The organism is Micromonospora sp. NBRC 110037, assembly GCF_001652995.1.
Lineage (GTDB): Bacteria > Actinomycetota > Actinomycetes > Mycobacteriales > Micromonosporaceae > Micromonospora > Micromonospora chalcea.
This window is the reverse complement of sequence record NZ_BBVA01000003.1, coordinates 359,609-384,953: the sequence shown is the minus strand read 5'-3', so window position 1 is coordinate 384,953 and position 25,345 is coordinate 359,609. Positions and strand designations below refer to the sequence as shown.

General features: G+C 74.0%; 21 protein-coding genes and 1 riboswitch. Of the genes, 10 read left to right on the top strand and 11 right to left on the bottom strand.

The genetic code is table 11. The features are described from left to right. Nucleotides 1-35 precede the first annotated feature (35 nt). From A4R25_RS11780 to A4R25_RS11760, 5 genes are read right to left on the bottom strand one after another with little or no spacing between them, the layout of a single operon-like run. Entirely contained in the window at nt 36-830 is a 795-nt protein-coding gene (locus A4R25_RS11780; protein ID WP_176722823.1) for an ATP/GTP-binding protein, read from the bottom strand. Continuing rightward, nucleotides 808-1,257, bottom strand: a complete 450-nt coding sequence (locus tag A4R25_RS11775; RefSeq protein ID WP_043327976.1) for a DUF742 domain-containing protein — start codon at nt 1,255-1,257, stop codon at nt 808-810. Before A4R25_RS11775 ends, A4R25_RS11780 begins: the two co-directional genes overlap by 23 nt. Further along, on the bottom strand, nt 1,254-1,718 hold the full coding sequence (locus A4R25_RS11770) for a roadblock/LC7 domain-containing protein (RefSeq protein WP_043327977.1): 465 nt from the start codon (nt 1,716-1,718) through the stop codon (nt 1,254-1,256). Before A4R25_RS11770 ends, A4R25_RS11775 begins: the two co-directional genes overlap by 4 nt. After that, nucleotides 1,715-4,609: a nitrate- and nitrite sensing domain-containing protein gene (locus A4R25_RS11765; protein ID WP_064446853.1), complete on the bottom strand. Its 2,895-nt coding sequence runs from the start codon at nt 4,607-4,609 to the stop codon at nt 1,715-1,717. The genes A4R25_RS11770 and A4R25_RS11765 overlap by 4 nt, the downstream gene beginning before the upstream one ends. After that, complete coding sequence (locus tag A4R25_RS11760) at nt 4,596-5,777, bottom strand: hypothetical protein (protein ID WP_064446735.1); 1,182 nt, start codon at nt 5,775-5,777, stop codon at nt 4,596-4,598. The genes A4R25_RS11765 and A4R25_RS11760 overlap by 14 nt, the downstream gene beginning before the upstream one ends. Nucleotides 5,778-6,151: 374 nt before the next feature. On the opposite strand from A4R25_RS11760, the gene A4R25_RS11755 reads away from it, so the two are divergent. The 3 genes from A4R25_RS11755 to A4R25_RS11745 all read left to right on the top strand — a co-directional run bounded on the left by A4R25_RS11755 (nt 6,152) and on the right by A4R25_RS11745 (nt 10,524). Next, nucleotides 6,152-9,016 (top strand): alpha/beta fold hydrolase, encoded by a 2,865-nt coding sequence (locus tag A4R25_RS11755; RefSeq protein WP_064446734.1) that lies wholly within the window; start codon nt 6,152-6,154, stop codon nt 9,014-9,016. After that, nucleotides 9,016-9,924, top strand: a complete 909-nt coding sequence (locus A4R25_RS11750; protein WP_043327978.1) for an ABC transporter permease — start codon at nt 9,016-9,018, stop codon at nt 9,922-9,924. Before A4R25_RS11755 ends, A4R25_RS11750 begins: the two co-directional genes overlap by 1 nt. Nucleotides 9,925-10,074: 150 nt before the next feature. Continuing rightward, nucleotides 10,075-10,524, top strand: coding sequence for a DoxX family protein (locus A4R25_RS11745; RefSeq protein WP_064446733.1), 450 nt, complete (start codon nt 10,075-10,077; stop codon nt 10,522-10,524). 55 nt (nt 10,525-10,579) lie between these two features. On the opposite strand, the gene A4R25_RS11740 is transcribed toward A4R25_RS11745, so the two are convergent. Further along, on the bottom strand, nt 10,580-11,209 hold the full coding sequence (locus tag A4R25_RS11740; protein ID WP_064446732.1) for a DUF4232 domain-containing protein: 630 nt from the start codon (nt 11,207-11,209) through the stop codon (nt 10,580-10,582). A gap of 43 nt (nt 11,210-11,252) precedes the next feature. Then, the gene (locus A4R25_RS11735) at nt 11,253-11,561 is read right to left on the bottom strand and encodes a helix-turn-helix transcriptional regulator (RefSeq protein ID WP_043327981.1); all 309 of its coding nucleotides are present in this window, start codon (nt 11,559-11,561) and stop codon (nt 11,253-11,255) included. Nucleotides 11,562-11,651: 90 nt separating this feature from the next. Here A4R25_RS11735 and A4R25_RS11730 point away from each other — a divergent pair, with 90 nt between their 5' ends. From A4R25_RS11730 to paaN, 4 genes are all read left to right on the top strand, one after another. Then, nucleotides 11,652-12,626, top strand: a complete 975-nt coding sequence (locus A4R25_RS11730) for a DMT family transporter (RefSeq protein ID WP_051611342.1) — start codon at nt 11,652-11,654, stop codon at nt 12,624-12,626. Nucleotides 12,627-12,698: 72 nt separating this feature from the next. Continuing rightward, nucleotides 12,699-12,831: riboswitch (SAM riboswitch) on the top strand. 12 nt (nt 12,832-12,843) lie between these two features. Then, nucleotides 12,844-14,133: a threonine synthase gene (gene thrC, locus A4R25_RS11725; protein WP_064446731.1), complete on the top strand. Its 1,290-nt coding sequence runs from the start codon at nt 12,844-12,846 to the stop codon at nt 14,131-14,133. Nucleotides 14,134-14,432: 299 nt separating this feature from the next. Further along, nucleotides 14,433-15,452 (top strand): GNAT family N-acetyltransferase, encoded by a 1,020-nt coding sequence (locus A4R25_RS11720; RefSeq protein ID WP_064446730.1) that lies wholly within the window; start codon nt 14,433-14,435, stop codon nt 15,450-15,452. Nucleotides 15,453-15,504: 52 nt separating this feature from the next. Then, nucleotides 15,505-17,178 carry a phenylacetic acid degradation protein PaaN gene (gene paaN, locus A4R25_RS11715; RefSeq protein WP_197494891.1) on the top strand — a complete coding sequence of 558 codons (1,674 nt, stop codon included), beginning with the start codon at nt 15,505-15,507 and terminating at the stop codon, nt 17,176-17,178. A 71-nt stretch (nt 17,179-17,249) separates the two neighbouring features. Here paaN and A4R25_RS11710 read toward each other — a convergent pair whose 3' ends face one another. Then, a complete protein-coding gene (locus A4R25_RS11710; RefSeq protein ID WP_043327984.1) occupies nt 17,250-17,765 on the bottom strand; it encodes a GNAT family N-acetyltransferase in 516 nt (171 codons plus the stop codon). A 223-nt stretch (nt 17,766-17,988) separates the two neighbouring features. Between A4R25_RS11710 and A4R25_RS11705 the strand changes: the two genes are divergently transcribed. From A4R25_RS11705 to groL, 3 genes are all read left to right on the top strand, one after another. Further along, on the top strand, nt 17,989-18,192 hold the full coding sequence (locus A4R25_RS11705) for a cold-shock protein (RefSeq protein ID WP_013288855.1): 204 nt from the start codon (nt 17,989-17,991) through the stop codon (nt 18,190-18,192). Nucleotides 18,193-18,305: 113 nt separating this feature from the next. Then, complete coding sequence (locus A4R25_RS11700; RefSeq protein ID WP_064446728.1) at nt 18,306-19,649, top strand: hypothetical protein; 1,344 nt, start codon at nt 18,306-18,308, stop codon at nt 19,647-19,649. Nucleotides 19,650-19,924: 275 nt separating this feature from the next. Continuing rightward, the gene (gene groL / locus A4R25_RS11695) at nt 19,925-21,547 is read left to right on the top strand and encodes a chaperonin GroEL (protein ID WP_018787968.1); all 1,623 of its coding nucleotides are present in this window, start codon (nt 19,925-19,927) and stop codon (nt 21,545-21,547) included. Nucleotides 21,548-21,615: 68 nt separating this feature from the next. Here the strand turns inward: groL and A4R25_RS11690 are convergent, their stop codons facing one another. The 3 genes from A4R25_RS11690 to A4R25_RS11680 all read right to left on the bottom strand — a co-directional run bounded on the left by A4R25_RS11690 (nt 21,616) and on the right by A4R25_RS11680 (nt 25,287). Beyond that, the gene (locus A4R25_RS11690) at nt 21,616-21,837 is read right to left on the bottom strand and encodes a hypothetical protein (RefSeq protein ID WP_030502772.1); all 222 of its coding nucleotides are present in this window, start codon (nt 21,835-21,837) and stop codon (nt 21,616-21,618) included. Between the two features lie 71 nt (nt 21,838-21,908). Further along, nucleotides 21,909-22,835, bottom strand: a complete 927-nt coding sequence (locus tag A4R25_RS11685) for a GNAT family N-acetyltransferase (RefSeq protein WP_064446727.1) — start codon at nt 22,833-22,835, stop codon at nt 21,909-21,911. A gap of 43 nt (nt 22,836-22,878) precedes the next feature. Then, on the bottom strand, nt 22,879-25,287 hold the full coding sequence (locus tag A4R25_RS11680) for a S8 family serine peptidase (protein ID WP_064446726.1): 2,409 nt from the start codon (nt 25,285-25,287) through the stop codon (nt 22,879-22,881). Nucleotides 25,288-25,345: the final 58 nt, after the last annotated feature.

Genomic DNA, 25,345 nt, shown 5'->3' with positions numbered 1-25,345 from the left:
TTCGCCAGACAACGGATCGAAACGACTGTCGGTGTTCAGCCCGCCCGTGGCTGCGGGGCGGGCCCGTCGCCGCGCCGCCCCGAACGGGTCGCCCGGTCCAGCGCCCGGTCCAGGACGACCAGCAGGGCGTCCCGGACGGAGAGCCGGTCCCGGGCGTCGAACTGCACGAGCGGCACGTGCTCCGCGATCGCCAGCGCCCAGCGGATCGACGGCAGGTCGAGGGCCAGCCGCCCGTCGAAGGCGTTGACGCCGACGGCGAACGGCAGCCCGGAACGTTCGAAGAAGTCGATGGCCGGATAGCAGTCGTCGAGGCGGGCGCTGTCCACCACCACGAGCGCGCCGAGCGCCCCCCGGGCCAGGTCGTCCCACATGAAACCGAACCGCGCCTGACCGGGCGTACCGAAGAGGTAGAGCTTGAGGCTGCGGTCGATGGTGACGCAGCCGAAGTCCATGGCGACGGTCGTGGTGGTCTTCCCGGCGACGCCGCCCGGGTCGTCGATGCCGATCCCGACGGTGGTCATCTCGGCCTCGGTGGTCAGCGGCGCGATCTCCGAGATCGCCCCGACCGTGGTGGTCTTGCCGACCCCGAACCCGCCGGCGATCAGGATCTTGACCGGGATCGGCGGGCGGGGCGCCGGGACCCGGCTCACGATCGGGGCCGGTTCCTGGGGCGGCACCCCGGGCGGCAGGTACGGCAGCGGCGGGGTGGGCGGTGGCGGTGTGGCGCGGCCGATCAGCGGGGCCGGTCCGCCGTAGCGGCTCGGGGCGCTGTTCGCGGACGGCCCGCCCAGGGCCGCCGCCGGCCATTCAGGAGATCGCACGAAGTCCATCAATCACTCGCAGGATGATGTCGGGATCGAGGGCGTCGTCGCCGTCCGCGACGTGCACGTCGAGATGGCCGGCGGCGCGGAGGTCGCCGACGAGTACCCGGGTCACACCGAAGTGCATCCGGGTCCGGGCGGAGATCTCCGCCACCGAGACGGGCTCGGCGCAGATCGCGACGATCGCCGCCAGTTCCGGGGACAGCCGGGCCGTCACCGCCCACGAGGTGCTGCCCGGACGAGCGGTGACCTGGGTCTCCAGACCGATCGCCGGGTCGCCGTCCACTCGTCCGGCGGTCAGCACGAACGGGCGCGGGCCGGTCGGCTCCCCGTCGCCCGCGTCCGGCTCCGGAACCGGAACGGACGCGTGCAGGAAGGGGCGGACCCGGATGCCGGGTTCCGGCTCCGGGTCCGCGCCGGCGGCCCCCGGGATCATTGCTGAACGGCGTTCTTCAGCTCGGCGATCAGGCGGGGACTCAGGGCGCCGCCGGCCCGGCCGGCGAAGAGCGTCATCTCGTACGCCACGGTGCCCAGGTTGGCCGTCCGGTCGGCGACGACGCCGAGGACCGAACCACTGCTGATCGCGCTGATCAGCAGGTAACCCTCGGCCATGTCGACGATCACCCGGTTGAGCGCGCCCAGCGCGTACCAGCTCGCGGCGCCTCCGGCGAGGCTGGTCATGCCGGAGACCACGGCGGCGAGCCGTTCCGCGTTGGACCGGTCCTTGATGGCGGACATGGCCATCAGCAGCCCGTCCGAGGAGACCGCGATCGCCTCCATCACCCCGGCGGTGCTGGAGGTGAACGAGTCGAGCAGCCAGTTGAAGGTGCGCGCCTCGGGGCTGAGGTCGCCGGCGGCGCTCTGTTCGATGTTGTCGTGCAAGAAGGGGCTGGTCACCGTGATGGGTCCTCTTCGTAATGACGGTCTGGGCTGACTTCGCGCAGAGCGCGGGCGACGCCCGCCTCGAATTCGTTGACGAGATTGCGGACCTCGACGGGGTCGCCGGGGTCGGAGCTGGCCGGGGGCGTGGACTGGACCGGGGTGTCGGCCAGGTTCGCGCCCGGCACCCGCCGGCTCAGCCGGGGACGCTCCGTTGCGGGCGGGACGAGGGTGGTGTGGCCCTCGGCCCGGCGTACGCCGTCCTGGAACGCCTCGACCAGGGCCCGGACGGAGGCCGGATCGGCCGGTACGCCGACCAGCGGCCCGCCGGTCGCCGGGGCGGCCGGGGTGGTGGGCGCGGGGGCCGGGAGGTTCGCGCCGGGCACCCGCTGCCGGATCGGCGACCGCGTGCCGGGCCGTCCGGTGGGCGGGCCGACCGGTTCCGGCCCGGCCGGGACCGACGGGCGACCACCGGCGGGGGGCGCCGTGCGGGCCGGACCGACCGGCGGGGCCGACGCCGGTCCGGCGGTCGGTACGGGCGCGGACCCGACGGTCGGCGTGCGCGCCGGCCGGACAGCCGGTGGCGACGACGGCCCGACGGCCAGGCCGGCCCCGGCGGCCGGTGCGAGGGCCGGGCCGGCGGGCGGCGTCAGGGCCGGACCCGCCGGTGGGGTCAGGGCTGGGCCGGCCGGCGCGGTGCGGGTCGGGCCGGTCGTCGGCCCGGCGGCCGGGGGAGCGACCGGGACCGGGCCGACGACCGGTGTCGGCGGGGAGGTACGGCCGGGGTGCGCCACCGGCCCGGCCGGCCGGGTGGCGGGCGCACCTGCGGCCGGCGGCCAGGCGGGCGGCGCGCCGGCGGTGGGCAGGCCCGGATCCTCGGCCGGCTCCGGAGCGTCGTCCCGCTTGCCGAAGGCGTTCCACGGGTCGCCGCTGGACATGCTGCGGGTGGCCCGGCTCAGCAGCTCCGCGTCGAAGCCGGCGGGCGGTTCGACCGCTGCCGTCCCGTGCTCGTGCCCGCCGGGCGGCACAGCGGCCAGCGTGGCGGTGGCGAAGACCGGCTCGGGGCGGCGGACCACGAGCGAGTCGGCCGGGACCTCCAGGGTGGCGGTGACTCCGCCCCCGGGGGTCGGCGTCAGCCGGACGTGCCAGCCGTGCCGCCGGGCCAGCCGGCCGACGACGAAGAGGCCGAGCACCTCGGTCGGGGCGAGGTCGAGCCGCTCCCGGCGGTCGAACCGCGCGTTCTCCTCGGCCATCCGCTCCTCGGTCAGGCCGATGCCGTGGTCGACCACCACGAGCCGGGCGCCGCCGTCGGTCAGCTCGCCGGTCACCACCACGCGGGTGTGCGGCGCCGAGAAGGAGGTGGCGTTCTCCATCAGCTCGGCCAGTGTCAGCACCAGGTCGCCGACGATCGCCGGCGCCGCCGCGACGCCGGGCGGCACCTCCACGTCGACGCGGGTGTAGTCCTCGATCTCGCCGAGCGCGAGCCGGACCACGTCGGCCAGCGGGACCGGCGCCACGTGGCCGTCCGAGCCGGTGGCGCCGGAGAGCACCACCAGGCTGCCCGCGTTGCGGCGCAGACGGCTGGAGATGTGGTCCAGCCGGTACAGGTGCTCCAGCCGGCCCGGGTCCGTCTCCTGCCGCTCCAGCCGGTCGATGAGCGCGATCTGGCGGCCGACCAGGTTCTGGGTACGCCGTCCGACGTGGCCGAACATCTGCGCCACGTTGCGGCGTCCGGCCACCTGCCGCTCGACCAGCCGGGCGGCGGTGTGCTGCACCCGGTCGAACGCGCGGGCCAGCTCACCGATCTCGTCCCGGGCGCTCACCTCCACCGGGTCGAGGCGTACCGGGGGCACGCTCTCGGACTCGTCGTCGGCGACCCGGGTCAGCTCCGCCTCGGCGACCCGGGCGACCCGCTCGGCGGAGCGGGTGAGCCGGCTCAGCGGGCGGGCGACGGTACGGGCCACCGTCATGCTCAGCAGCACCACGACCAGCAGGATGACGCCCGCCGCCACGGTGACCAGCCAGGCCGCGGTCAGAGCCTCCCGCTCCCGGGCGCGGGTCTCCGCGATGACGTCCGCGACGACCTTCTTCTCGACGAACTGGCCCAGCGTGATCATCGACCGGGACGCGGGGAAGAGCACGTCCAGCGAGACCGGCGCGATCGCCGCGTCGGGGTCCCGGAGGCTGTCCACCAGGAACGTCGGGCTGGTCCGCGCGGCCACCGCCGCGTCGTCCAGCTCGGCCACCTTGAGCTGCTCCGGCGTGATCAGCCGGCGGAAGCGCCGGTTGTCGACGTTGAGCGCCGCCATGCACGCCACGAACGACCGCGACATCCGCGGGTCGCCGGTCGCCTTGACCAGCACGATCTGGGTGGTGCAGGAGCTGAGCGCCTCGTCGACGCGCAGCAACGCGTCCAGGGCGAGCACCTGCCGCCCGGCGGCGGTGTCCGTGTCCACCTGGTACGGCAGTCGCAGCGCGTCGATCAGGGCGGTGTCGACCTCGCTGAACGCGGTCAGGATCTGGTCCGGCCTGGCCCGGCCGGCGAGCGTGGCGGTGCGGACGTCGTCCAGCTTGCGTACCCCGTCGAGGCTCTCGCGGACCGTCGCCGGCAGCGTCTCGGCGCGCAGATCGGCGACCCGGTCGTCGACGGTGGCCGACTTCTGGATCAGCTCGGTGCGGGACACCCGTCCGAGCAGCAGCCCGACCGAGAGCAGGCGTTCCTGCTGGAGATCCTGGACCAGGCTGCCGACCCGGCTGGCGATGCGGACCGTCTCGGCGGTGTCGGCGGCCCGCTGCGCGGCGGCCACCCGGTCGATGACCACCGGAACGGCCAGCCCGACCATGCTGAGCAGCGGGATGATCACCAGCAGGGCGAGCTTGCCCCGGATCCGTAACCTAGCGAGCAGCATCGAACGGCCTCCACCGGTCGGCGTCGCCGCCCCGGCCGACGGCGACCGGCTGGCGGTCACCCTCGGACACGGTGATCGGCGGGTCCCCGTGGACCGCCGGTGGCGGTCCGGCCTCGGCCGGCGTGCGGCGCGCCGGGGGAGGGCCGGCCGCCCGCGCCCGCCGTAGCGCGGCGAGGTGCAGCGCGGCGATCCCGGCGAGCAGCGCGACAGCGGTGCCGGCCGCGGCCCGGCCCAGCAGGCGGTCCCGGTCGATCGCGTCCAGCCGTTCCTTCAGCAGCGCGTCGAGCTGGTCGAGGATGACCGTCCGGAGCTGCTTGGCGGCGTTCTGCGCGGTGATGCCGGCCTGGGTGAGCTGGTCGGTGCTCGGCGCGGACCGCCCGCCGCCGGGCGCCGAGTACACCGAGAACGTCTCCAGCGAGCGCTGGTAGGTGTCCAGCGGGGTGAGCACGTTGGCGCCCAGGTCGGTGCTCTCCGAGCTGTCGACGGCGGAGCGCAGGTCGGCGACGAGGTCGGTGGCCGGGCCGAGCGCGGCGACGCGCAGCTCGGCCAGTTCCGCGCCGGTCCGCGCGCGCTCGGCGGCGGGGCGCTTGGCCGCCAGCCGGGCCAGGTCGACGAGCCGCCCGGCCAGCACGGTCGCGGTGGGCAGGTCACCGCCGATGCCGTCCTGGAGGAAGAACGAGTCCGAGCGCGGGTCGCGGATCAGCCCGGAGCTCTCCCGCACCTTGCGGTAGAGGGCCAGGAGCAGGTCGGACGCCTCGCCGTAGGCCCGGAAGGCCGCCTCGGGGTCGCCGAGCCCGCGGTCCGGCAGCGACTCGAGCTTCGCCCGCAGCCCGGCCCAGCGCTCGTGGGTGCGCAACTCGTCGCCGACGGCGCTGTCCACCTCGGCGACGCCCTCGATCGCGGCGGTGAGCGCGCCCCGGGAGACGGCTCCCTCGGCGACCGCTATCGCCTGGGCCTCCACCAGCGCGTCGGTGATCGGGCCGAGGGCGCGCAGGTAGCGCACACCGAGCCGTTCCCGGCTCGCCAGGTCGTGGTCGTCCGCGGCGCTGCTCTCGGACTGGGCGAAGATGAACCCGAGCGGTACGAGCAGCGCCAGCACCAGCAGCAGGGGAAGCGCGCGGCCCGGTACGGCGGGCCGCCGACGGACCCGCGGCGCGGGGACTGTCATGGTGTGTCTCCTCCGGCGACGGCGGGGCGTTCGGTGCCCCGGGAGGTCGCCGTACGCAGTCCCGTGCACCGGACCGGAAAAGTAGCCGAACCGGACGTCTGTGCAACCTCGGCCGATGAGTCGGCTTCACGTCAGTCCATTCTGGGCGACGCTGAGTGAGCTTCGACGTCACTCAGCGTCCGATCATGTTGCCGAGAAGTGACATCGACGATGGTTTGCGCGTGTAGATGTGAATTCACATGATCCGAACATGTGCCGCTGGGATGCTCTGGACCTTTGGCGGACGACGGTGGGCGAACGACGAACGGCGCAACCGGACGGACGTACGGCGGATCTCAGCGAATGCACAGCGATCGGCCCGTACCGTGTGCCGCATGAGATCACCAGTCGCGCGGATCCGGCGCGCCCTGGCCGGACGCCCACGCCGGATCGTCGCCGTCGTGGCGGTGGTAGTCCTCGTCGCCGCCGCGCTCGTCTGGGTGGCCCGGCCGCAGAGCCCGGACTTCCGCACCGAGTCGGCGCTGGTGACGGTCCGCTCCGGGCCCTCCGGTGACGAGCCGGTCGAGCTGGACACCACGCTCTACCTGCCGGATCGCGCGTCGGAAGCGAACCGCGTGCCGGCGGTGCTGCTGGCGCACGGGTTCGGTGGCACCAAGGACTCGGTCCGCTCCGACGCCGAGGACCTGGCCGCCCGGGGGTACGCGGTGCTCACCTGGACCGCCCGCGGCTTCGGGCGCAGCGGCGGCCAGATCCACCTGGACAGCCCCGACTACGAGGTGCGGGACGCCCAGCGCCTGCTCGACCGGCTCGCGGCCCGGCCGGACATCCGCCTCGACTCGCCGGGCGACCCCCGCGTCGGCGTGGTCGGCGGCTCCTACGGCGGCGGCCTGGCCCTGCTGCTGGCCGCGCAGGACCAGCGGGTCGACGCGATCGTCCCGATGATCACCTGGAACGACCTGTCCCGCGCGTTCCTGCCGGAGAGCACCGGCCGGCAGCCCACCGACGGCGTGTTCAAGAAGGGCTGGGCGGGGATCTTCTTCGGTGGCGGCGGGAACGCCGGCTCCGGTCCGGCCGGGCTCTCCGGGGCCACCGCCGCCGCGCCGGAGGGCGCGCCCGAGTCGGCCGGACCGCCGAGTCCGCAGCCGGGCGCCGGTCCCGGTACCGGCTCCGGTCGTGCGCCGGCCGGCGCCGCCGACCCGTCCTGCGGGCGCTTCGCCGCCGACGTCTGCGCCGCGTACCTGCGTATCGCGACCACGGGCCGGGCCGACGCGGCGGCGGTCGAGCTGCTGCGCCGGTCGTCGCCGGCCGGCGTGCTGGACCGGATCAAGTCCCCGACGCTGCTGGTCCAGGGCGAGGCGGACACGCTCTTCCCGCTGGCCGAGGCGGACGCCAACGCCCGGGGCATCGCCGCCGCCGGCACGCCGGTGCGGGTCGCCTGGTTCACCGGCGGCCACGACGGCGGCTCCGGACCCACCTCCGACTCCGACCGGGTGAAGTTCCTGACCGCGCAGTGGCTCGACCACTACGTCAAGGGGGACGGGGCGGCGCCCGGCGACACGTTCACGTTCTCCCGCATCGCCGGGTTCGACGCGCTCGACCGGGGCCTGGTCGCCACCGGCTTCCGTACCGCCGACTATCCGGGCCTGGCCGGGGAGGACCGCCGCGAGGTCACGCTCGCCGGTCCGCCCCAGCCGGTCGCCGTACCGCCCAACGGCAACCCGGCGGCGATCTCCTCGGTGCCGTTCGCCGGCGCGCTCGGCTCGCTGCTGGACGGCGTGGCCGGTGACATCCCCGGCCAGCACGCCCGCTTCGAGTCCGCGCCGCTGGACGAGCCGGTCGACGTGGTGGGCGCGCCCACCGTGCGGATCCGGGCCGCCTCCCCGACCGGCGAGGCGGTGCTGTTCGTGAAGCTCTACGACGTCGACCCGCAGGGGGCGGCCACGCTGCCGTCCGGCCTGGTCGCGCCGGTGCGCCTGACCGGCCTGCCCAGCTCCGTCGACGCGGCCACGCCGGTCACCGTCACGCTGCCGGGGATCGTCCGGCGGGTCGAGGCCGGGCACCGGCTGCGGCTCGTGGTGGCGACGTCGGACCAGGCGTACGCCTCGCCGGCCGAGCCGGCCGTCCACACGGTGGCGCTGGCCGACGGGCCGCTGACGCTGCCCACCGTCGAGGCCACGCCCATCCCCACCACGGCAGTGGTGTGGCGCTGGGCGCTGGCCGGGCTGCTCGCCGCAATCGTGCTCGGGCTCGTCGTGGTCGTGCTGCTCACCCGCCGCCGGCACCGCCGCCAGGACAACTCCGTGCACCCGGAGTACGCGGGCGTCCCGCTCGCCGTGCGCAACCTGCGCAAGGAGTACGCGGACGGCTTCGTCGCGGTCTCCGACGTCGACTTCGAGGTGCACCCCGGGCAGGTGGTCGGCCTGCTCGGCCCCAACGGCGCGGGCAAGACCACCACGCTGCGGGTGCTGATGGGGCTGACCCAGCCCACCGCCGGGGAGATCTACGTCTTCGGGCACCGGCTGGTGCCCGGCTCGCCGGTGCTGTCCCGGATCGGCGCGCTGGTCGAGGGGCCGGGCTTCCTGCCGCACCTGTCCGGCCTGGACAACCTCAAGGCGTACTGGCGGGCGACCGGGCGGCCGTGGGAGGACGCGCACTTCGACGAGGCGCTGGAGATCGCCGGCCTGGGCGACTCGGTGCACCGGCGGACGAGGAAGTACAGCCACGGCATGCGGCAGCGGCTGGCCATCGCCCAGGCCATGCTCGGCCTGCCCGAGCTGCTGGTGCTGGACGAGCCGACGGACGGGCTGGACCCGCCGCAGATCGCCGAGATGCGCCGGGTGCTCCAGCGCTACGCCACCGACGGCCGGGCGGTGCTGGTCTCCAGCCACCTGCTGGCCGAGGTGGAGCAGACCTGCACGCACGCCGTGGTGGTGAACAAGGGCCGGATCGTCGCCTCGGGTCCGGTCGAGGAGATCGTCGGCGAGTCGCCGAGCGTGCTGTTCGAGGTGAGCGACCCGGACGCGGCGCGTACGGTGCTCGACCGGCTCGACGGCGTACGGGTGCTGCCCGACGCCGAGGGCGCGCTGGTGGTCGACACCAACGGCACCGCGCGCAGCGAGGTGGTGGCCGAGCTGGTCCGGGCCGGTATCGGAGTGGACCGGGTGGTGCCCCGGCGCCGCCTGGAGGACGCGTTCCTCGCCCTGGTCGGCGAGAACTCTCGGGGAAGCGGGGACCGGTGATGGCGGGTTCGTCTGTGGCATCGTCGCCTGGTGGCGGCACGTCCGGGCCCGGCGCGGGCGGTGCGGCGGCCGGTTACCGGCCCTCGGCCACGCTTCCGTTCGCCGCGGAGTTCCGGCGGCAGGCGTCGCGCCGGCGTACCCAGCTCGCGCTGGGGTTCATGGTGCTGCTGCCGCTGATCATCCTGGTGGCGTTCCAGTTCGACTCCGGGGACGACGACCGCGGCGGGCGGGGCGAGTTCTCCAGCCTGGCCGACCTGGCCACCTCGGGCGGGCTCAATTTCACCCTGTTCTCGATCCTGGTCTCCGCGTCGTTCCTGCTGGTCGTGGTGGTGGCGTTGTTCTGCGGCGACACGGTGGCCAGCGAGGCGAGCTGGGGCAGCCTGCGCTACCTGCTGGCGGTGCCGGTGCCCCGGGCCCGGCTGCTCGCGGTGAAGCTGGTCGTCGCGCTCGCGTACTCCGGGCTGGCGCTGCTGTTGCTCGCGGGCACCGCGCTGCTGGTCGGCACGCTGCGGTACGGCTGGAAGCCGTTGAGCAGCCAGGTCTCGGCCGAGCTGGCCCCGGCCGACGGCTTGCTGCGGCTGCTCGGGGTGCTCGGGTACCTGGCGGTGGTGCTGCTGGTGGTGGCCGGGCTGGCGTTCCTGCTGTCGGTGACCACCGATGCCGCGCTCGGCGCGGTCGGTGGCGCGGTGCTGCTCTGGATCCTGTCCAGCATCCTGGATCAGATCACCGCGCTGGGCGGGCTGCGGAACCTGCTGCCCACCCACTACAGCAGCGCCTGGCTGGGGCTGCTGTCCACGCCGATGCAGACCGACGACGTGGTCAAGGGCGCGTTCTCGGCAATCGTCTACGCCACGTTGTTCTGGAGCCTGGCCTTCTGGCGTTTCACCCGCAAGGACGTCACCAGCTGAGGTGACTGTCGGGGGTACCCGCATTGGCGCGTCCGCCCATATCATGGGAGCGTTCCCATGCAATTGTCCCGCCTGCAAAGAAATTGATTAACATCGATACGTGCAATCGCCATCCTGGAGCGGTCAAACACCCGCCCCAGGAGGTCACACATGATTCCGACCCAGCTCAGCGGCCCTGTCCTGTCCCTGTTCCGCGCTGTTGTGGGGCTGCTGTTCCTATGCCACGGCGCGGCGTCGATATTCGGCGTCCTCGGCGGTAACCGAGGCTCCGGCGAGGCCGTCCCGTTCGCCACCTGGCCCGGTTGGTGGGCGGCGCTGATCCAGCTCGTCTGCGGCGTGCTGGTCCTCGTCGGCCTGCTCACCCGTCCGGCCGCGCTGCTCGCCTCCGGCTCGATGGCGTACGCGTACTTCACTGTGCACCAGCCGCAGAACCTGCTGCCGCTGCAGAACGGCGGCGAACTGGCGGCGCTCTTCTGCTGGTCGTTCCTGCTGGTCGCCGTGCTCGGCCCGGGCAGCTGGGCGCTGGACGCGCTGCTCGCCCGCCGCCGCGCCGCCCCGGCCGAGCCCGCCACCGCGTCGCCCGCCTCGGTTCCGGTCTGATCCGCCGCCCGGCGAGATCGCGGTACGGGAGGGCGCTTCCGTGCCGCGATCTGAGTCAGAGCGGGTTGACCGGCGAGGTCGAGGGGGCCGGTGGATCGGAGCGCGGGGGCGTCTGCGTCGCCGGGTCGGCGTCGCGGCGCTTCCAGGCGCTGACGCCGAGCCGGCCGGTGTTCCCGAGGTCGATCGGCCCGTCCAGCTCGACCGGGTTCGCCGGCCGGCCGGTCGACGGGGCGACGTCGAGTTCGGCGCCCGCGGTGGCCACCACGGTCGGGTCGGTGACGAGGTTGCGCCAGATCAGCGCCGCGCCGGCCCGTTCGCCCGGCGCCAGCACGATCCGGGTGGGCGGGTGGTCGAAGCCGGCGGTGATCGGCGCGGCGCCCGGGATGATCCGTACCGTTATCGCGTCCCCGTCGGCGTCCCGGAGCGCGACCGCCGGATAGCCACGCAGCTCGTACGGGCGGTCGCCGCAGTTGACCAGGTCCAGGCCCATCGCCCGCAGCCCCATCGCCGCGCTCACCCCGAGCCCGGTGATCCGGATGCCCTCCGGGGAGCACGTGGCGGCGGGCTCGGCGCCGGGCCGGGGTGGTGCCGACGGCGGCCCGTCGACCGGGGCCGGTGCCGGGGTGCAGCCGGCGAGCAGTGCCGCGCCGGCGAGGAGCCCGATCCGGGCAGTCGCCTTCCGCATCAGGCGATCATGTCATCCCGCCGGGAGTGGCGGGGGAGGCTGATCATTGCGGCCGGGCGGGCGCGGTGAGGACGGCGTCGAGCAGGCCCGGGTAGAGGCGGTCCAGCTCGTCGCGGCGCAGCCGCACGTACCGGGTGGTGCCCGCGATGCGGGTGCGGGTCAGCCCCGCCTCGCGCAGCACCTTCAGGTGGTGGCTGCGGGTGGCCTTGGAGACGCCGAACTCGAACGAGCCGCAGGCGTGCTCCCCGCCCGGCGCGAGCGCGCGCACGATCTGCAGCCGCACGTCGTCGGCCAGCGCCGCCAGCACGGCGGTGACCGGGACGTCGCGCAGCTCGGGTTCGTGCAGCTCCATGTGACTACGATAACCCATGTTCGACAATCGTCGAACAAGCTCCTAGAGTCGTGGCGTTTGGTTCGACGATACTCGAACATAGGAGCTGGGATGCGCTTCCGTTCCGCCGCCTTCCCGATCTTCGCAGTGCTCAGCTGGGGCGTCATGTTCCCCGTGCTGGCGAGCGCGCTGACCCGGGTGGACGCCCTCAACCTGACCACCGCCCGGTACGTCCTCGCCACCGCTGTGCTGGTCGCCCTGCTGCTGGCCCGCGAAGGGCTGGCCGCACTCGCCACGCGCGGGCGCGCGGCCGAGGTGTGGCTGCTCGGCGCACTCGGCTTCGCCGGCTTCAACACGCTGACGAACCTCGCCCTCGGCCATGCCACCCCGCAGCAGATCGCGCTGTTCGGCGCCACCGTGCCGCTGATCACCCAGCTGGTCCGCTGGGCGCGCGACGGCGTACGCCCCCGCCCGGCGCTGCTCGGACTGGCACTGGTGGCCCTGGTCGGCGTCGGCCTGGTGATCACCCGCGGCCGGCTGGACGGGCTCGGACAGTTCGGCGTCGGCGGGCTGCTCATGCTGGGCGCGGTGATCGGCTGGGCCTTCTACACGCACGGCGCGAGCCGGTTCCCCGAATGGTCGGCGCTGCGCTACACCACGCTGACCGCCGTCACGGGCATGCTCGCCATGCTCGCCGCCAGCGCCGTCGCCGACCTCACCGGGCTCCAGCACGCGCCGGCCGCCGCCGACCTCGTCGCGGTCGCCCCCCAACTGGCGTACGCGGTGCTGATCGCCGCCGTCCTCGCGGTGCTGGCCTGGAACACCGGTGTACGGCGACTCGGCCCGGCCGACGCCGCGCTGTTCATGAACCTGGTGCCGGTGGTCACGTTCGCGGTGCAGATCCTGCGCGGGTACCGGCCGGTCGCGATCGAGCTGGTGGGCGCCGGGCTGACCATCGCCGCCCTGGTGGCCGCGAACCTGGTCACCCGTACCCGCCCGGCAGCCGTGACCACGACGGCGCCGGAGCCGCTCGCGGTGGTGGACCGGCCCGCCGTGGTGGAGCCGGCCGCGGTGGTCGGACGCTGAGCCGGCCCACAGCGTGGGATCCCGGGGTGGCGCGGCCGTGAGCAGCGCATAGACTCGGCGGCACAACTGAATACCTCATCCAGAGGGGCTGAGGGATACGGCCCGACGACGCCCCGGCAACCACCCGCACGCTCGACGACGAGCGACAGCGGGCAGGTGCCAATTCCGTCCCCGCCGCACCCGGCGATGCGGGGAAAGATGAGAGGAAATCCTCGACATGACGTCGACGCTTCCCGCCGCCACCGGCATCGACACCACCCTCAGCCCGGCCCGCGCCCTGGTCTGCCGCGCCTGTTCGGCGCGCTACCCGCTGGCCGCCCAGCACGCCTGTTACGAGTGCTTCGGGCCGCTGGAGGTCGACTACGACACCGCCGCGCTCGCCACCGTCACCCGGGAGCAGATCGAGGCCGGTCCGGCGAACATCTGGCGGTACGCGGCGCTGCTGCCGGCCGGTCAGGACCCGGACACCCGGGTCACGCTCGACCCGGGGCTGACCCCGCTGGTCGCCGCCCCGAACCTCGCCGCCGAGCTGGGACTCACCGCGCCGCTGTGGGTCAAGGACGACAGCGCGAACCCCACCCACTCGTTCAAGGACCGGGTCGTCTCGGTGGCGCTGACCGCGGCCCGGCAGCTCGGCTTCACCCGCTACGCCTGCGCCTCCACCGGCAACCTCGCCAACTCCGTCGCCGCGCACGCGGCCCGGGCCGGCGTGCCGTCTGTCGTCTTCATCCCCGGCGACCTGGAGCAGGGCAAGGTCGTCACCACCGCTGTCTACGGCGGTGACCTGGTCGCCATCGACGGCTCGTACGACGACGTGAACCGGCTCTGCGGCGAACTGGTGGAGACCGACGAGTTCGAGGACACCGCGTTCGTCAACGTGAACGTGCGGCCCTACTACGCCGAGGGCTCCAAGACGCTCGGCTACGAGGTGGCCGAGCAGCTCGGCTGGCGGATCCCGGCCCAGGTGGTCATCCCGATGGCCAGTGGCGAGCTGCTCACCAAGATCGACAAGGCGTTCGCCGAGCTGGTCGAGATCGGCCTGGTCGAGGCGCCGGCCGGTGGCTGGAAGGTGTTCGGCGCGCAGTCGGCCGGCTGCAACCCGATCGCCACCGCGCTGCACGGCGACACCGACACGATCACGCCGGTCAAGCCGACCGGCATCGCCAAGTCACTGAACATCGGCGACCCCGCCGCCGGGCTGTACGCGCTGGAGGCGGTGCGCCGTACCGGCGGCTGGATGGACTACGCCGACGACGACGAGATCCGCGCCGGCATCCGGCTGCTCGCCCGTACCACCGGGGTGTTCGCCGAGACGGCGGGCGGCGTGACGGTCGCGGTGTTGCGCAAGCTGGTCGAGTCGGGCCGGCTCGACCCGTCCGCCGAGACGGTCGTGTTCAACACCGGCGAGGGCCTGAAGACGCTCGACGCGGTGGCCGCCCAGGTCGGGCCCACCCACCGCATCAAGCCGTCCCTGCGCGCCGCCCGGGACGCCGGCCTGCTGTCCTGACCCGGAGCCCGGCGCCTCGGCCGAGTGGGGGAGGTGGGGCTCGCCCGGGTGGGGGATCGGGTGAGACCGGTGGGTAACCGGTGATGTGCGGTGAGTGCCAGAAAACCACCCTCAAGGACTTGACGGCAGGAACCGGACGGCGCAAGATGCTTCGTGCGGGAGGGCATCCGCCGGAGACTTTTCAAGTTCTTGCGACCCAACGCCGGAGGCGTTGTGCGGACGTCCCTCCCGACCAACGTCCGAAGAGGCCAGCGGAAAACCGCTGGCCTCTTCGCTGTGTCCGGCGCACCCTGGGTGACATGACGCTGACCGTGACGCCGCTTGATCCCGCCGACCGGCAGACGCTCGACGCGGCGTACCGGATCGCCTGCGCCGCCCAGGCCGTCGACGAGCCGGACCTCCCGCCGATCTGCCGCCGCCGCTTCGAGGCGCTGCTGTCGCACCCGATGCCCGGCATCGAGGGACGCTGGCTCGTCGCCCGCCTGGACGGGCTGCCGGTGGGCTGGCTCCGGTTGCACCTGCACACGATCGAGAACACCGAGAACGCGACAGTCGAACTGACAGTCGACCCGGCGTACCGGAGGCGCGGCATCGGCCGCGTGCTGCACGAGCACGGCGTGCGGCTGCTCCGCGAGCACGGCGGCAAACGCCTTGTCGGCTCGACCACCGCCGCGCTGCCCGGCGAGGAGGACCGGGTCTTCCCCGGCGCCGCGTTCGCCGCCGCCCTGGGCGCCAAGCCGGCGCTGGCCGACGTCCGCCGCCGCCTCGACGTGACCGGGCTCGACCGTGACCGGCTCGCCGCGCTGCTGGCCCAGGCCCGCACCGCGGCCACCGGATACCGGCCGGTGCGGTGGCGCGATCACACCCCCGAGGAGTACGTCGCGGACGTCGCCTACCTCCAGGGCCGGCTGCTGCTCGACGCGCCGATGGGTGAGCTGGACTGGAAGCCGGAGCGGATGGACGCGGCGCGGGTACGCGACGCGGAGCGGGCGCTCGATGCCCGGGGCGTACGCCGGTACAACACCGGCGTGGTGCACGAGGCGACCGGCCGCCTGGTCGGCTGGACCCAGCTCAGCCTGGACGCGAGCAGCGCCGACCACGCCTGGCAGGAGATCACCCTCGTCGACCCCGACCACCGCGGCCGCCGGCTCGGCCTGCTCTGCAAGGCCGGGAACCTGGAGTACGCGCTGACACACGAACCGGCGTTGCGGGCCGTCGACACCTGGAACGCGGTCGCGAACCGGCACATGATCGCGATCAACGAGCAACTGGGCTTCCGCCCGGCCGCCGGTTCCGTCGACTGGCAGTTGACGATCTGAGTTGTGACACGCCCCTACTGATCTGGTGCCTTTCTGTTGCATGATGGCGGGCATGACGGAGACCCCGCACCCCCTGTACGACAGGCACCGCGAGACCCTCGACCGGGCGCTGACCGCCATCGCGGAGCGCGGGTACTGGTCGGCCTACCCCGAGTCACCCAGCCCCCGGGTGTACGGCGAGACCGCCGCCGCCGACGGCAAGGCCGCCTTCGAGGCGTACCTGGGTGGCGACTTCCCGCTCGACCAGGCCGGTGACGGCAGCACGGTCGCCACCGAGGTCAGCCCGTTCGGCGTGGCGCTGGACGTGCGCTACCCGCACGCGGGCGCCGACCAGCTCGTGTCCGCCGCGAGCGCCGCGCTGCCCGCCTGGCGCGACGCCGGCCCGCAGGCCCGGGTGGGCGTCTGCCTGGAGATCCTCGCCCGGCTGCACAAGAACGTCTTCGAGCTGGCGAACGCGGTGCAGTTCACCAGCGGCCAGGCGTTCGTGATGGCGTTCCAGGCCGGTGGCGCGCACGCGCTGGACCGGGCGCTGGAGGCGGTCGCGTACGCGTACGCCGAGATGACCCGCCACCCGGGGACCGCCGGCTGGGAGAAGGCCGCGGGCAAGGGCGACCCGCTCCGGATGACCAAGACGTTCCACGTGGTGCCGCGCGGGGTCGCGCTGGTCATCGGCTGCAACACGTTCCCCACCTGGAACTCGTACCCCGGTCTGTTCGCCTCGCTGGCCACCGGCAACCCGGTCGTGGTGAAGCCGCACCCGCGCGCGGTGCTGCCGCTGGCGATCACCGTGAAGTACGCCCGCGAGGTGCTCGCCGAGGCCGGGTTCGACCCGAACCTGGTGCAGCTCGCGCCCGAGGCGCCCGGCGAGAAGCTCGCCACGACGCTGGCCCTGGACCCGGCCGTGAAGATCGTCGACTTCACCGGCTCCACCGAGTACGGCGACTGGCTGGAGGCGAACGCCCGGCAGGCGGCCGTCTACACCGAGAAGGCCGGCCTGAACACGGTGGTGATCGACTCCACCGACGACTTCGCCGGGCTCTGCCGCAACCTCGGCTTCACGCTGACGCTGTACAGCGGCCAGATGTGCACCACCTCGCAGAACCTGCTGATCCCGCGCGACGGAATCGAGACCGACCAGGGGCACAAGAGCTTCGACGAGGTGGCCGCCGGGATCGCCGGCGCGGTCGCCAAGCTGACCGCCGACCCGGCCCGCGGCGTCGAGCTGACCGGCGCGATCGTCAACGACGGCGTGCTGGAGCGGCTGGACGAGGTCACCAAGGTCGGCGAGCCGGTGCTGGAGTCGCGCGTAGTCGAGCACCCGTCCTTCCCCGGCGCGGTGGTGCGTACGCCGACTGTGGTGAAGCTGGACGCCTCCGACACCGCCACCTACTCGCGGGAGTGGTTCGGGCCGATCTCGTTCGCCATCGCGACCGACTCGACCGAGCACAGCCTGCGCATCCTGCGCGAGACGGTGGGCGAGAAGGGCGCGCTGACCGCGGGCGTCTACTCCACCGACGAGGCCGTGCTGGACGAGGCCGAGAAGGCGGCCATCGACGCCGGGGTGCACCTGTCCTGCAACCTCACCGGCGGGGTGTTCGTCAACCAGTCGGCGGCGTTCTCCGACTTCCACGGCTCCGGCGCGAACGCGGCGGCCAACTCGGCGCTGACCGACGGCGCGTACGTGGCGAACCGGTTCCGCATCGTCCAGAGCCGCCGCCACTCCTGAAAGGAGGGGCCCCTTCTTAACGCCTCCGGTATAGGAGGGGCCCCCTCTTAACAACTGCTGTCCGGTCGGCCTCACGCCGGGCGGCGCATCTGGAGTTCGTGCAGGCGGGGGATCCTGGGGTGCGGCACGCGTACGCCGGTGTCCACGAAGCCCAGCTTCTGGTAGGCCCGGTAGGCCCGGTCGTTGCCGACCACCACCTCCATCATCAGCTCGGGCCGTCCGCAGGCGCGCGACCAGGCGGCCACCTCGTCGACGAGCGCGGCGAGCAGACCGCTGCCCCGCCGGGCCGGCGTCACGTAGACCGCGTAGACGAGCGTCAGGCCCGGCTCGTCCGGCGCGGCGGTGCCACCGGCGTGGCCGACCAGCCGGCCGCCCGGGTCGGCCACGAACTGGGCGGTGTGGTCGCCCCGGGAGACGGCCGCGACCCGGGCCGCGAACTCCGCGTGCGGCCGGGCGGCGGCCTCGGCCACCGTCTCCAGGAAGGCCAGTGGGGAGTCGGCCAGCATCTCCAGCCGCAGCGCCCGCATCCGGGCGGCGTCGGTCGGCCGGACCCGGCGAACGGTGGTCGTGGTGGGCGCGCTGGTCATGCCGCATGCATACCGGACGGGCCGGCGCAGGCGCGTGACCGGGGCCGGGTACCGCCCGGAATATGCCCGATTTGTGGTCGTGCGCCGTCGTCACGCCTCGTGTAGCGTGCGATTTCGGTCACCGAATTCAGTGGTCGTCGCCGATCGCTGAACCGGTGTGCTACCGGTGCCGGTCCGCCGGTTTCCGGGTGTTGGAACGCCGCGCAGAGTGAGGAAGTGCACCGTGGCACAGGGCACCGTGAAGTGGTTCAACGCCGAAAAGGGCTACGGCTTCATCGCCGTCGACGGCGGGCAGGACGTCTTCGTCCACTTCTCCGCGATCGAGATGGACGGTTACAAGGCGCTGGACGACGGCCAGCGGGTCGAGTTCGAGATCGCGCAGGGGCAGAAGGGTCCGCAGGCCGAGCGGGTCCGCGTCATCGCCTGACCTCCGCCCGCCGGGCGGTTCCGCAGCCGGGTCCGCCGACCGGGGGGCTGCGCTGTGAGCGTGCACCATGGAAGATCATGAGCCGTTCCAGCCGTAGCCGCTGAGGAGGGCCCATGTCCGATCTGCCTCCGCCGGGTTCCACCGAACCGGTGTCGCCGACGCCGTCCGGCTCTCCGGCCGACCCGACCGCGCCTCCGCCTCCGGCCACCGATCCGGCGTCGTCGGGGAGCGCCGGCCCGTCCGTGCCCGCTCCCGGCCCGGCGCCCGCCGATCCCTGGGCCGACCAGACCGGCTACGGCCCGAGCATTCCGCAACAACCCGGGTACGACGCGCAGCCCGCCCACCCGAACCCGTCCGGCCCGGCCACTCCCGCCGACCCGGCCACCCCGCCCGGTGGGGGCGACCCGGCCGGCTGGACCGCGCCGGGTGCCGCCCCGCCCCCCAGCTACCCCACGCCGCCGGGCTACCCCACGCCGCCGGGCTACCCCACGATGCCGGGCTACCCGGCTGGTCCTCCCCAGGCGGGCTGGCCCGGGTACCCGGCTCATCCGATGCCGGGCGTCGCCTACCCGGTGGCCGCCGGCCCCGGTGCGTACGCCGGCTGGTTCCCCGGCATCGACCCGCAGGACCCGCTCGTCAACCCGCCGCACGCGGGCATCGGCCCATGGTTCGCCCGTTGCTGGGGGGCGCTGCGGCGCGGTTGGCGGCAGCTCCTGCCGATCGTGCTGCTCACCCAGGTCCCCCCGGCGATGGTGATCGGCGTCCTCACGCTCGTCCTCAGCCCCGACGGGCAGATGGCGACCGCGCCGGACGGGTCGCCGGTGCTGCCGGAGGACTTCTGGGCGCAGACGCTCGGCTTCTACGGCGCGATCCTGTTCGCCGGGCTGATCTTCGGCGCGCTCCAGGCGATGGGCTGGGCGGCGGGCACCTGGGTGATCGCCCGGCAGGCGGCCGGTCAGCCGGCCGGGCTCGGCGCCGCCTTCCGGTACGGGCTGAGCCGAGCCCTCGGCCTCTGGGGCTGGACCATCGTGGTGTCGCTGCTGGTCACGCTCGGCGCCTGCTTCTGCCTGCTGCCCGGCCTCTACGCCGCGCTCGCGCTCGCCCTGTTCGGTCCGGTCTACCTGTTCGAGCGGCGGGATCCGGTCGGGCGGTCGTGGCGGATGTTCCACAGCCGGTTCGGCATGGTGCTGGGCCGGGTCGCGCTGGTGGTGGCGGCGTTGGTCGTGTCGACGCTGCTGGACGTCGTGCTGAGCGGGATCAGCGGGGCGCTCTTCGGGCTCGAGCCGATGGGCGCCGTGGGCACCGCGATCGGCGCGGTGACGCTCACCGTTCTCAGCGCCGTGGTGGCGGCTCCGGCCTACCTGGCGCAGCAGGTGGGGCTGGTGGTCACGTACGCCGAGCAGCGGGCCCAGGAAGGCCCGGTGACCGCGGCTCAGCTGGCGGCGGAACTCGGCTGAGCGGGGCGGTCGTGCTTGCACTCGGCTAGGGAGAGTGCTAAACAAGTCATTGGCACTCGCATACGGTGAGTGCCAGAAGGTCGGGGCGGTAGGGCCACGGCCGCACCGGTGTCCCAGGTGGCGCCGGAGCGGTACGGGGCCGGTCGTCGCGGGCTGTCCGGCCCGACCGAGGAGACGTCGTCGTCGCCAGGTGGCGACGTCCCCAAGGTGCGTACACCAGACGGCCCATCCGGGCATCCCGGGTGGCCCGTGAGTGTCCAGGAGGACAACGCCGTATGGCCAAGATGATCGCGTTCGACGAAGAGGCGCGCCGCGGCCTCGAGCGGGGCATGAACCAGCTCGCCGACGCCGTGAAGGTGACGCTCGGCCCCAAGGGCCGCAACGTCGTGCTCGAGAAGAAGTGGGGTGCCCCCACCATCACCAACGATGGTGTGAGCATCGCCAAGGAGATCGAGCTCGAGGACCCGTACGAGAAGATCGGCGCCGAGCTGGTCAAGGAGGTCGCGAAGAAGACCGACGACGTCGCCGGTGACGGCACGACGACGGCGACCGTCCTGGCCCAGGCCCTGGTTCGTGAGGGTCTGCGCAACGTGGCCGCCGGCGCCAACCCGATGGCCCTGAAGCGGGGCATCGAGGCCGCCGTGGCCAACGTCTCGGAGGAGCTGCTCAAGCTCGCCAAGGACGTGGAGACCAAGGAGCAGATCGCCTCCACCGCCTCCATCTCCGCCGCCGACCCCAGCGTCGGCGAGATCATCGCCGAGGCGATGGACAAGGTGGGCAAGGAAGGTGTCATCACCGTCGAGGAGAGCAACACCTTCGGCCTGGAGCTCGAGCTCACCGAGGGCATGCGCTTCGACAAGGGCTACATCTCCGCCTACTTCATGACCGACCCGGAGCGTATGGAGGCCGTCTTCGACGACCCGTACATCCTGATCGTCAACAGCAAGATCTCGTCGGTGAAGGACCTGCTCCCGATCCTGGAGAAGGTCATGCAGTCGGGCAAGCCGCTGCTGATCATCGCCGAGGACCTGGAGGGCGAGGCCCTGGCCACCCTGGTGGTCAACAAGGTCCGTGGCACCTTCAAGTCGGTCGCCGTCAAGGCGCCGGGCTTCGGTGACCGCCGCAAGGCCATGCTGACCGACATCGCCATCCTCACCGGTGGCCAGGTCATCAGCGAGGAGGTCGGCCTCAAGCTGGACGCGACCGGCCTCGAGATGCTGGGCCGCGCCCGCAAGGTCGTGGTGACCAAGGACGAGACCACCATCGTCGACGGCGCCGGCGACGCCGAGCAGATCCAGGGCCGGGTGAACCAGATCCGGGCCGAGATCGACAAGAGCGACTCCGACTACGACCGGGAGAAGCTGCAGGAGCGTCTGGCCAAGCTGGCCGGCGGTGTTGCGGTGATCAAGGTCGGCGCGGCCACCGAGGTCGAGCTGAAGGAGCGCAAGCACCGCATCGAGGACGCCGTCCGCAACGCGAAGGCCGCCGTCGAGGAGGGCATCGTCCCGGGTGGTGGCGTCGCGCTGGTGCAGGCCGGCAAGACCGCCTTCGACAAGCTGGACCTGGCCGGCGACGAGGCGACCGGCGCGCAGATCGTCAAGATCGCGCTGGACGCCCCGCTGCGGCAGATCGCCGTCAACGCCGGCATGGAGGGTGGCGTCGTCGTCGAGCGGGTTCGCAACCTCGACCCGGGTCACGGCCTCAACGCCGCGACCGGCGAGTACGTGGACCTGCTGGCCGCGGGCATCATCGACCCGGCCAAGGTGACCCGTTCCGCGCTGCAGAACGCCGCGTCGATCGCCGCGCTGTTCCTCACCACCGAGGCCGTCGTGGCGGACAAGCCGGAGAAGACCCCGGCCGCTCCGGCGGGCCCGGGTGGCGGGGAGATGGACTTCTGAGTCCAGCTCCACCCAGTACGCCGAAAGGGGCGGGCCGCGTCAGCGGTCCGCCCCTTTCCGTGTGCGTGTCAGGTGGGCAGCGGGCGCTGGTTGCGTCGCTTGTGCGTCCGGTCGTACGGCGGCAGCCGCCGCGGCTCGTCCACCGGCTGCCGTTGCTCCTCCACCGGTGGCCGGTCCGCGCCGGTCAGCTCGGCGAGCTGCTCGGCGTCGCCGATGTCGAGCCGGTCGAACGGGAGCTGGCCGGGAAGCTCGTCGGACGGTTCCTCGGCCCGTTCGTCATTCGTGGTCATGCACCGCCTCCTCTGCCCCCGACCGTAGAGCCCGGTCGATGACGAAGGAGGTCGAATGGCGCTATTAGCGTCTATGCCCCTTTGATGGCTTTCCGGTAGAGGAAGAACACCCGTTCGATCCGGGCCCCCGCCGCGTTCGAGTAGAACGGCACCGGCCCCACCCAGCCGATCTGCGCCGCGCCGATCCCGGCCGCCGCCTGGTCACGCAGGCAGCGGCGCAGCAGCACACCGCCGATCCCGGAGCCCTCCGCCGCCGGCGCGGTGCCCATCGGCCCGAACCAGCTCGGCCGGGCCGACCCGTAGGCGGCGAAACCGAGGATCTCACCGTCCCGCTCGGCCAGGTGCACGCCCGCGTCCGGCCGCCCCACCGAACCGGCCAGCTCACCGTCCCAGGTGCCGCCGAACGTGGACCTGGCGAACGCGGCGAGCGCCGGCAGGTCGTCCGGGGTGGCCCGGCGTACCGTCACGCCCCGCCCGGCCAGCCGCCGCTCGGCGGCCTCGGTGGGACGCAGCGCCACCGACCCCTCGGACAGGTCGGCGGTCATGTTCCAGGCGGTCCGGTCCTGCCGGTAGCCGAGCCGCTGCGCGGCGCAGACCGCCGGGGTGTAGCGCACGTCGACCCCGGGCCAGGCGTAGTGCGGCGGGTTGCCGGCGAGCAGCACCTCGGCCGCGCCGAGCGCGCCGAGCCGGCTCTCCGCCTCGGCCAGCAGCGCCCCGCCCACACCCTGGCGGCGCTCCGGCGGGGCGACCGCGATCAGGTCGACGTGGCCGAGCCGCGGATCGGCTGCCGACAGCGACCCGACGAGCACCCCGATCAACGCGCCGTCGCGTACCGCGCCGAGCCGCAGCACCGGGCGGTCGGCCCCGGCGCGTTCCGCCACGGTGACCACCACCCCGGACGCCTCGACCGCGTCCTCCGGCAGGTCGAGCGACACGCGGCACAGCTCGACCACCTCGGGCAGCCGGTCCCGGCCCAGCTCGATGATCTCCACGTCCATGGACGCCGACAGTAGGGCATCGGCAGGCCAATGGACAGGGTTGTTAACCGGTGGCGGCCGCCCGGGCCGCGCGCACCGCCGCGTACGCGTCGACCAGCCCGGCGCCGGAGACGTCCCGCGGTCCGCCGCAGGCCTCGGCGGGCCGCGGGACCGGCTGCGCGGTGTCGCGCAGGATGGCCCGGGTCCGTTCCAGGTCCCCGACCAGCGCGGGGTTCGCCGACCACATCAGCGCCACCACGCCCGCCACCTGCGGCGTGGCCATCGAGGTGCCGTCCAGCGTCGCGTACCCGCCGCCGGGCATCGCGGAGAGCACAGCCGCGCCCGGGGCGACCAGGTCCGGCTTGGCCACGCCGTCCGGCGCGGGACCACGGCTGGAGAAGTCGGTGACGCGGCGCTGCCGGTCCACCGCCCCGACGGTCAGCACGTCCGGGTACGGCGCCGGCGGGTCCACGATCGAGCCGCAGGACGGGCCGGTGTTGCCTGCGGCGGCCACCACCAGGATGCCGGCCGCGGTCAGCGCCGCGGTCGCCGGGCGCAGCGCCCCCGGATCGCAGCCCTCCAGCGGCGGGCAGCCCCACGAGTTGGTGAGCACGTCCGGGGCGCGCGCCGGACGGCCGTCGGTCAGCGGGTTCCCGCCCGGCGGGAACGGGGCCAGCATGAACTGGAGACAGTCGAGGTAGCGGGCCGGGCTGCCCAGGTTGCGGTCCAGGTTGACGCAGCCGACCCAGCTCGCGCCGGGCGCCACGCCGATGCCGTCCCGGCCCACCGCGCTGCCCAGCGTGTGGGTGCCGTGGCCACCCCGGTCGGCCGGGGCGCGGCGGTCCTCCCACGGGTCGTACCAGGAGTCGTCGCCGCCCCGGAAGCCGCCGGCGAGCGCCGGGTGCCGGCCGTCCACTCCGGAGTCGGAGCTGCCCACCACCACGCCGGAGCCGGTGACGCCCAGCTCCGACCAGACCCGGTCCGCCCCGATCAGCGAGATGTTCCAGGCCGGTCCGGTCGGCGCCGGGGCGTCGCCGCGCGCCGTCGGGGCGAGCGCGGGCAGCGGACGCAGCCGCTGGCTGACCAGCACCCGGGCCACCTCGGGCCGGCCGGACAGCCAGGCCCGCACCGCCGGGCCGCCGTCCGTCTCGATCGCGTTGACCAGGTAGTACGGCGTCGGCTTCAGCCGCATGTCGGTCAGCGTGCGGCGCAGGTCGCCCTGGGTGCGGTCGGCGGTGGCGACCAGCCGCCGGTAGACCTCGGTCGCCCGGGCGTCCCGCCCGGCCCGTCCCGGCGTCCCGGCCGGCAACCCGGTCAGGTCGGCCTGCTCGCGCAGCACCACGAGCAGCCGCTCGCCGTGCAGACCCGGCTGGCCGGGGACCACGTACACCACGGCGACGGCGACGAGCAGCGCGGCGGCGGCGAGCGCGGCCGGACCGCGCCGGGGCGCGCGGGCGCGGGACCGGGCGAGCAGCACGCCGTACCCGAGGGCGAGCAGGACCGCGACGGCGAACGCGACGCCGGTGCCCACGGCGACCCAGAACGGCGTGTCCCGGGTGGTGGCGAGCAGGAGGGTGATCTCCTCCGGGTCGGTGAACGCCAGCGGCCCCAGCAACGCCAGCCCGATCAGCCAGCGCACCGGCGCCGGTCCGGCCGGGCGGCCCGACTGCCGGGCCGCCGCCTCCAGCGCGGCCAGCACGAAACCGAGCGGCGGCAGCAGGAACAGCGCCGGCAGTTGTACGCCGGACTGCCCGGCGGCGGCCGCGAGCGGCGTCAACGCGACGCCCGCGACCAGGCCGCCGACCAGCACCAACCGGGCCGGACCCGGCCCGAACGCGGCCCAGAACCGGGCGCCGAGCAGCGCCCCGGCGAGCGTGCCGAGCGCGGCGGCGGCCAACCCGGCGAGCACCGTCTCCAGCGCCCCGCCCAGCGCGCCCACCCACGCCCAGGGCAGCAGCGACGCCAGCCCGGCCGCGACCGCCAGCAGCGACACCGTCCCGAAGCGGCCCTCCGGGACCGCGTCCACGGCGACGGGCGGACGCACGCGGGCCAGCCGGGCGGCGACGAACGCGAGCACCGCGGCGGTCACCGCCAGCGCGGCCAGGTACGCCTCGTGGTGCACCGGCGGCACCGTCCGCAGCAGCGTCGTCGCGCCCAGCGCGACCACGGCGGCGGTCCAGGCGCGGCCGGTCGCCCGCAGCGCGGGGGAGCGGGGCGCCAGCGCCAGCGCCAGCGAGGGCGCCCCGGCCAGCAGCACGGTGACCACCGCCACCACCGGCCAGACCGCCACCGCCCGGTCCAGGCCCATGACCAGCATGACCTGCTCGACGAGCCAGCCGCCGACCTGACCCGGAACGGTCACCAGCACGACCCAGAACCCGGTGAGCACGGCCGCGACGACCGGCCACGGCCCGGTCTCACGCGGTGGCGGCGGCGGTACGGGCGCGAACGGCGGGCCGGTCAGCATGGTCATCACGGTACGGCCGGGCCGTGTCGCCGCGCGCCCCGGACGGTTACCGTGGACGGGTGCG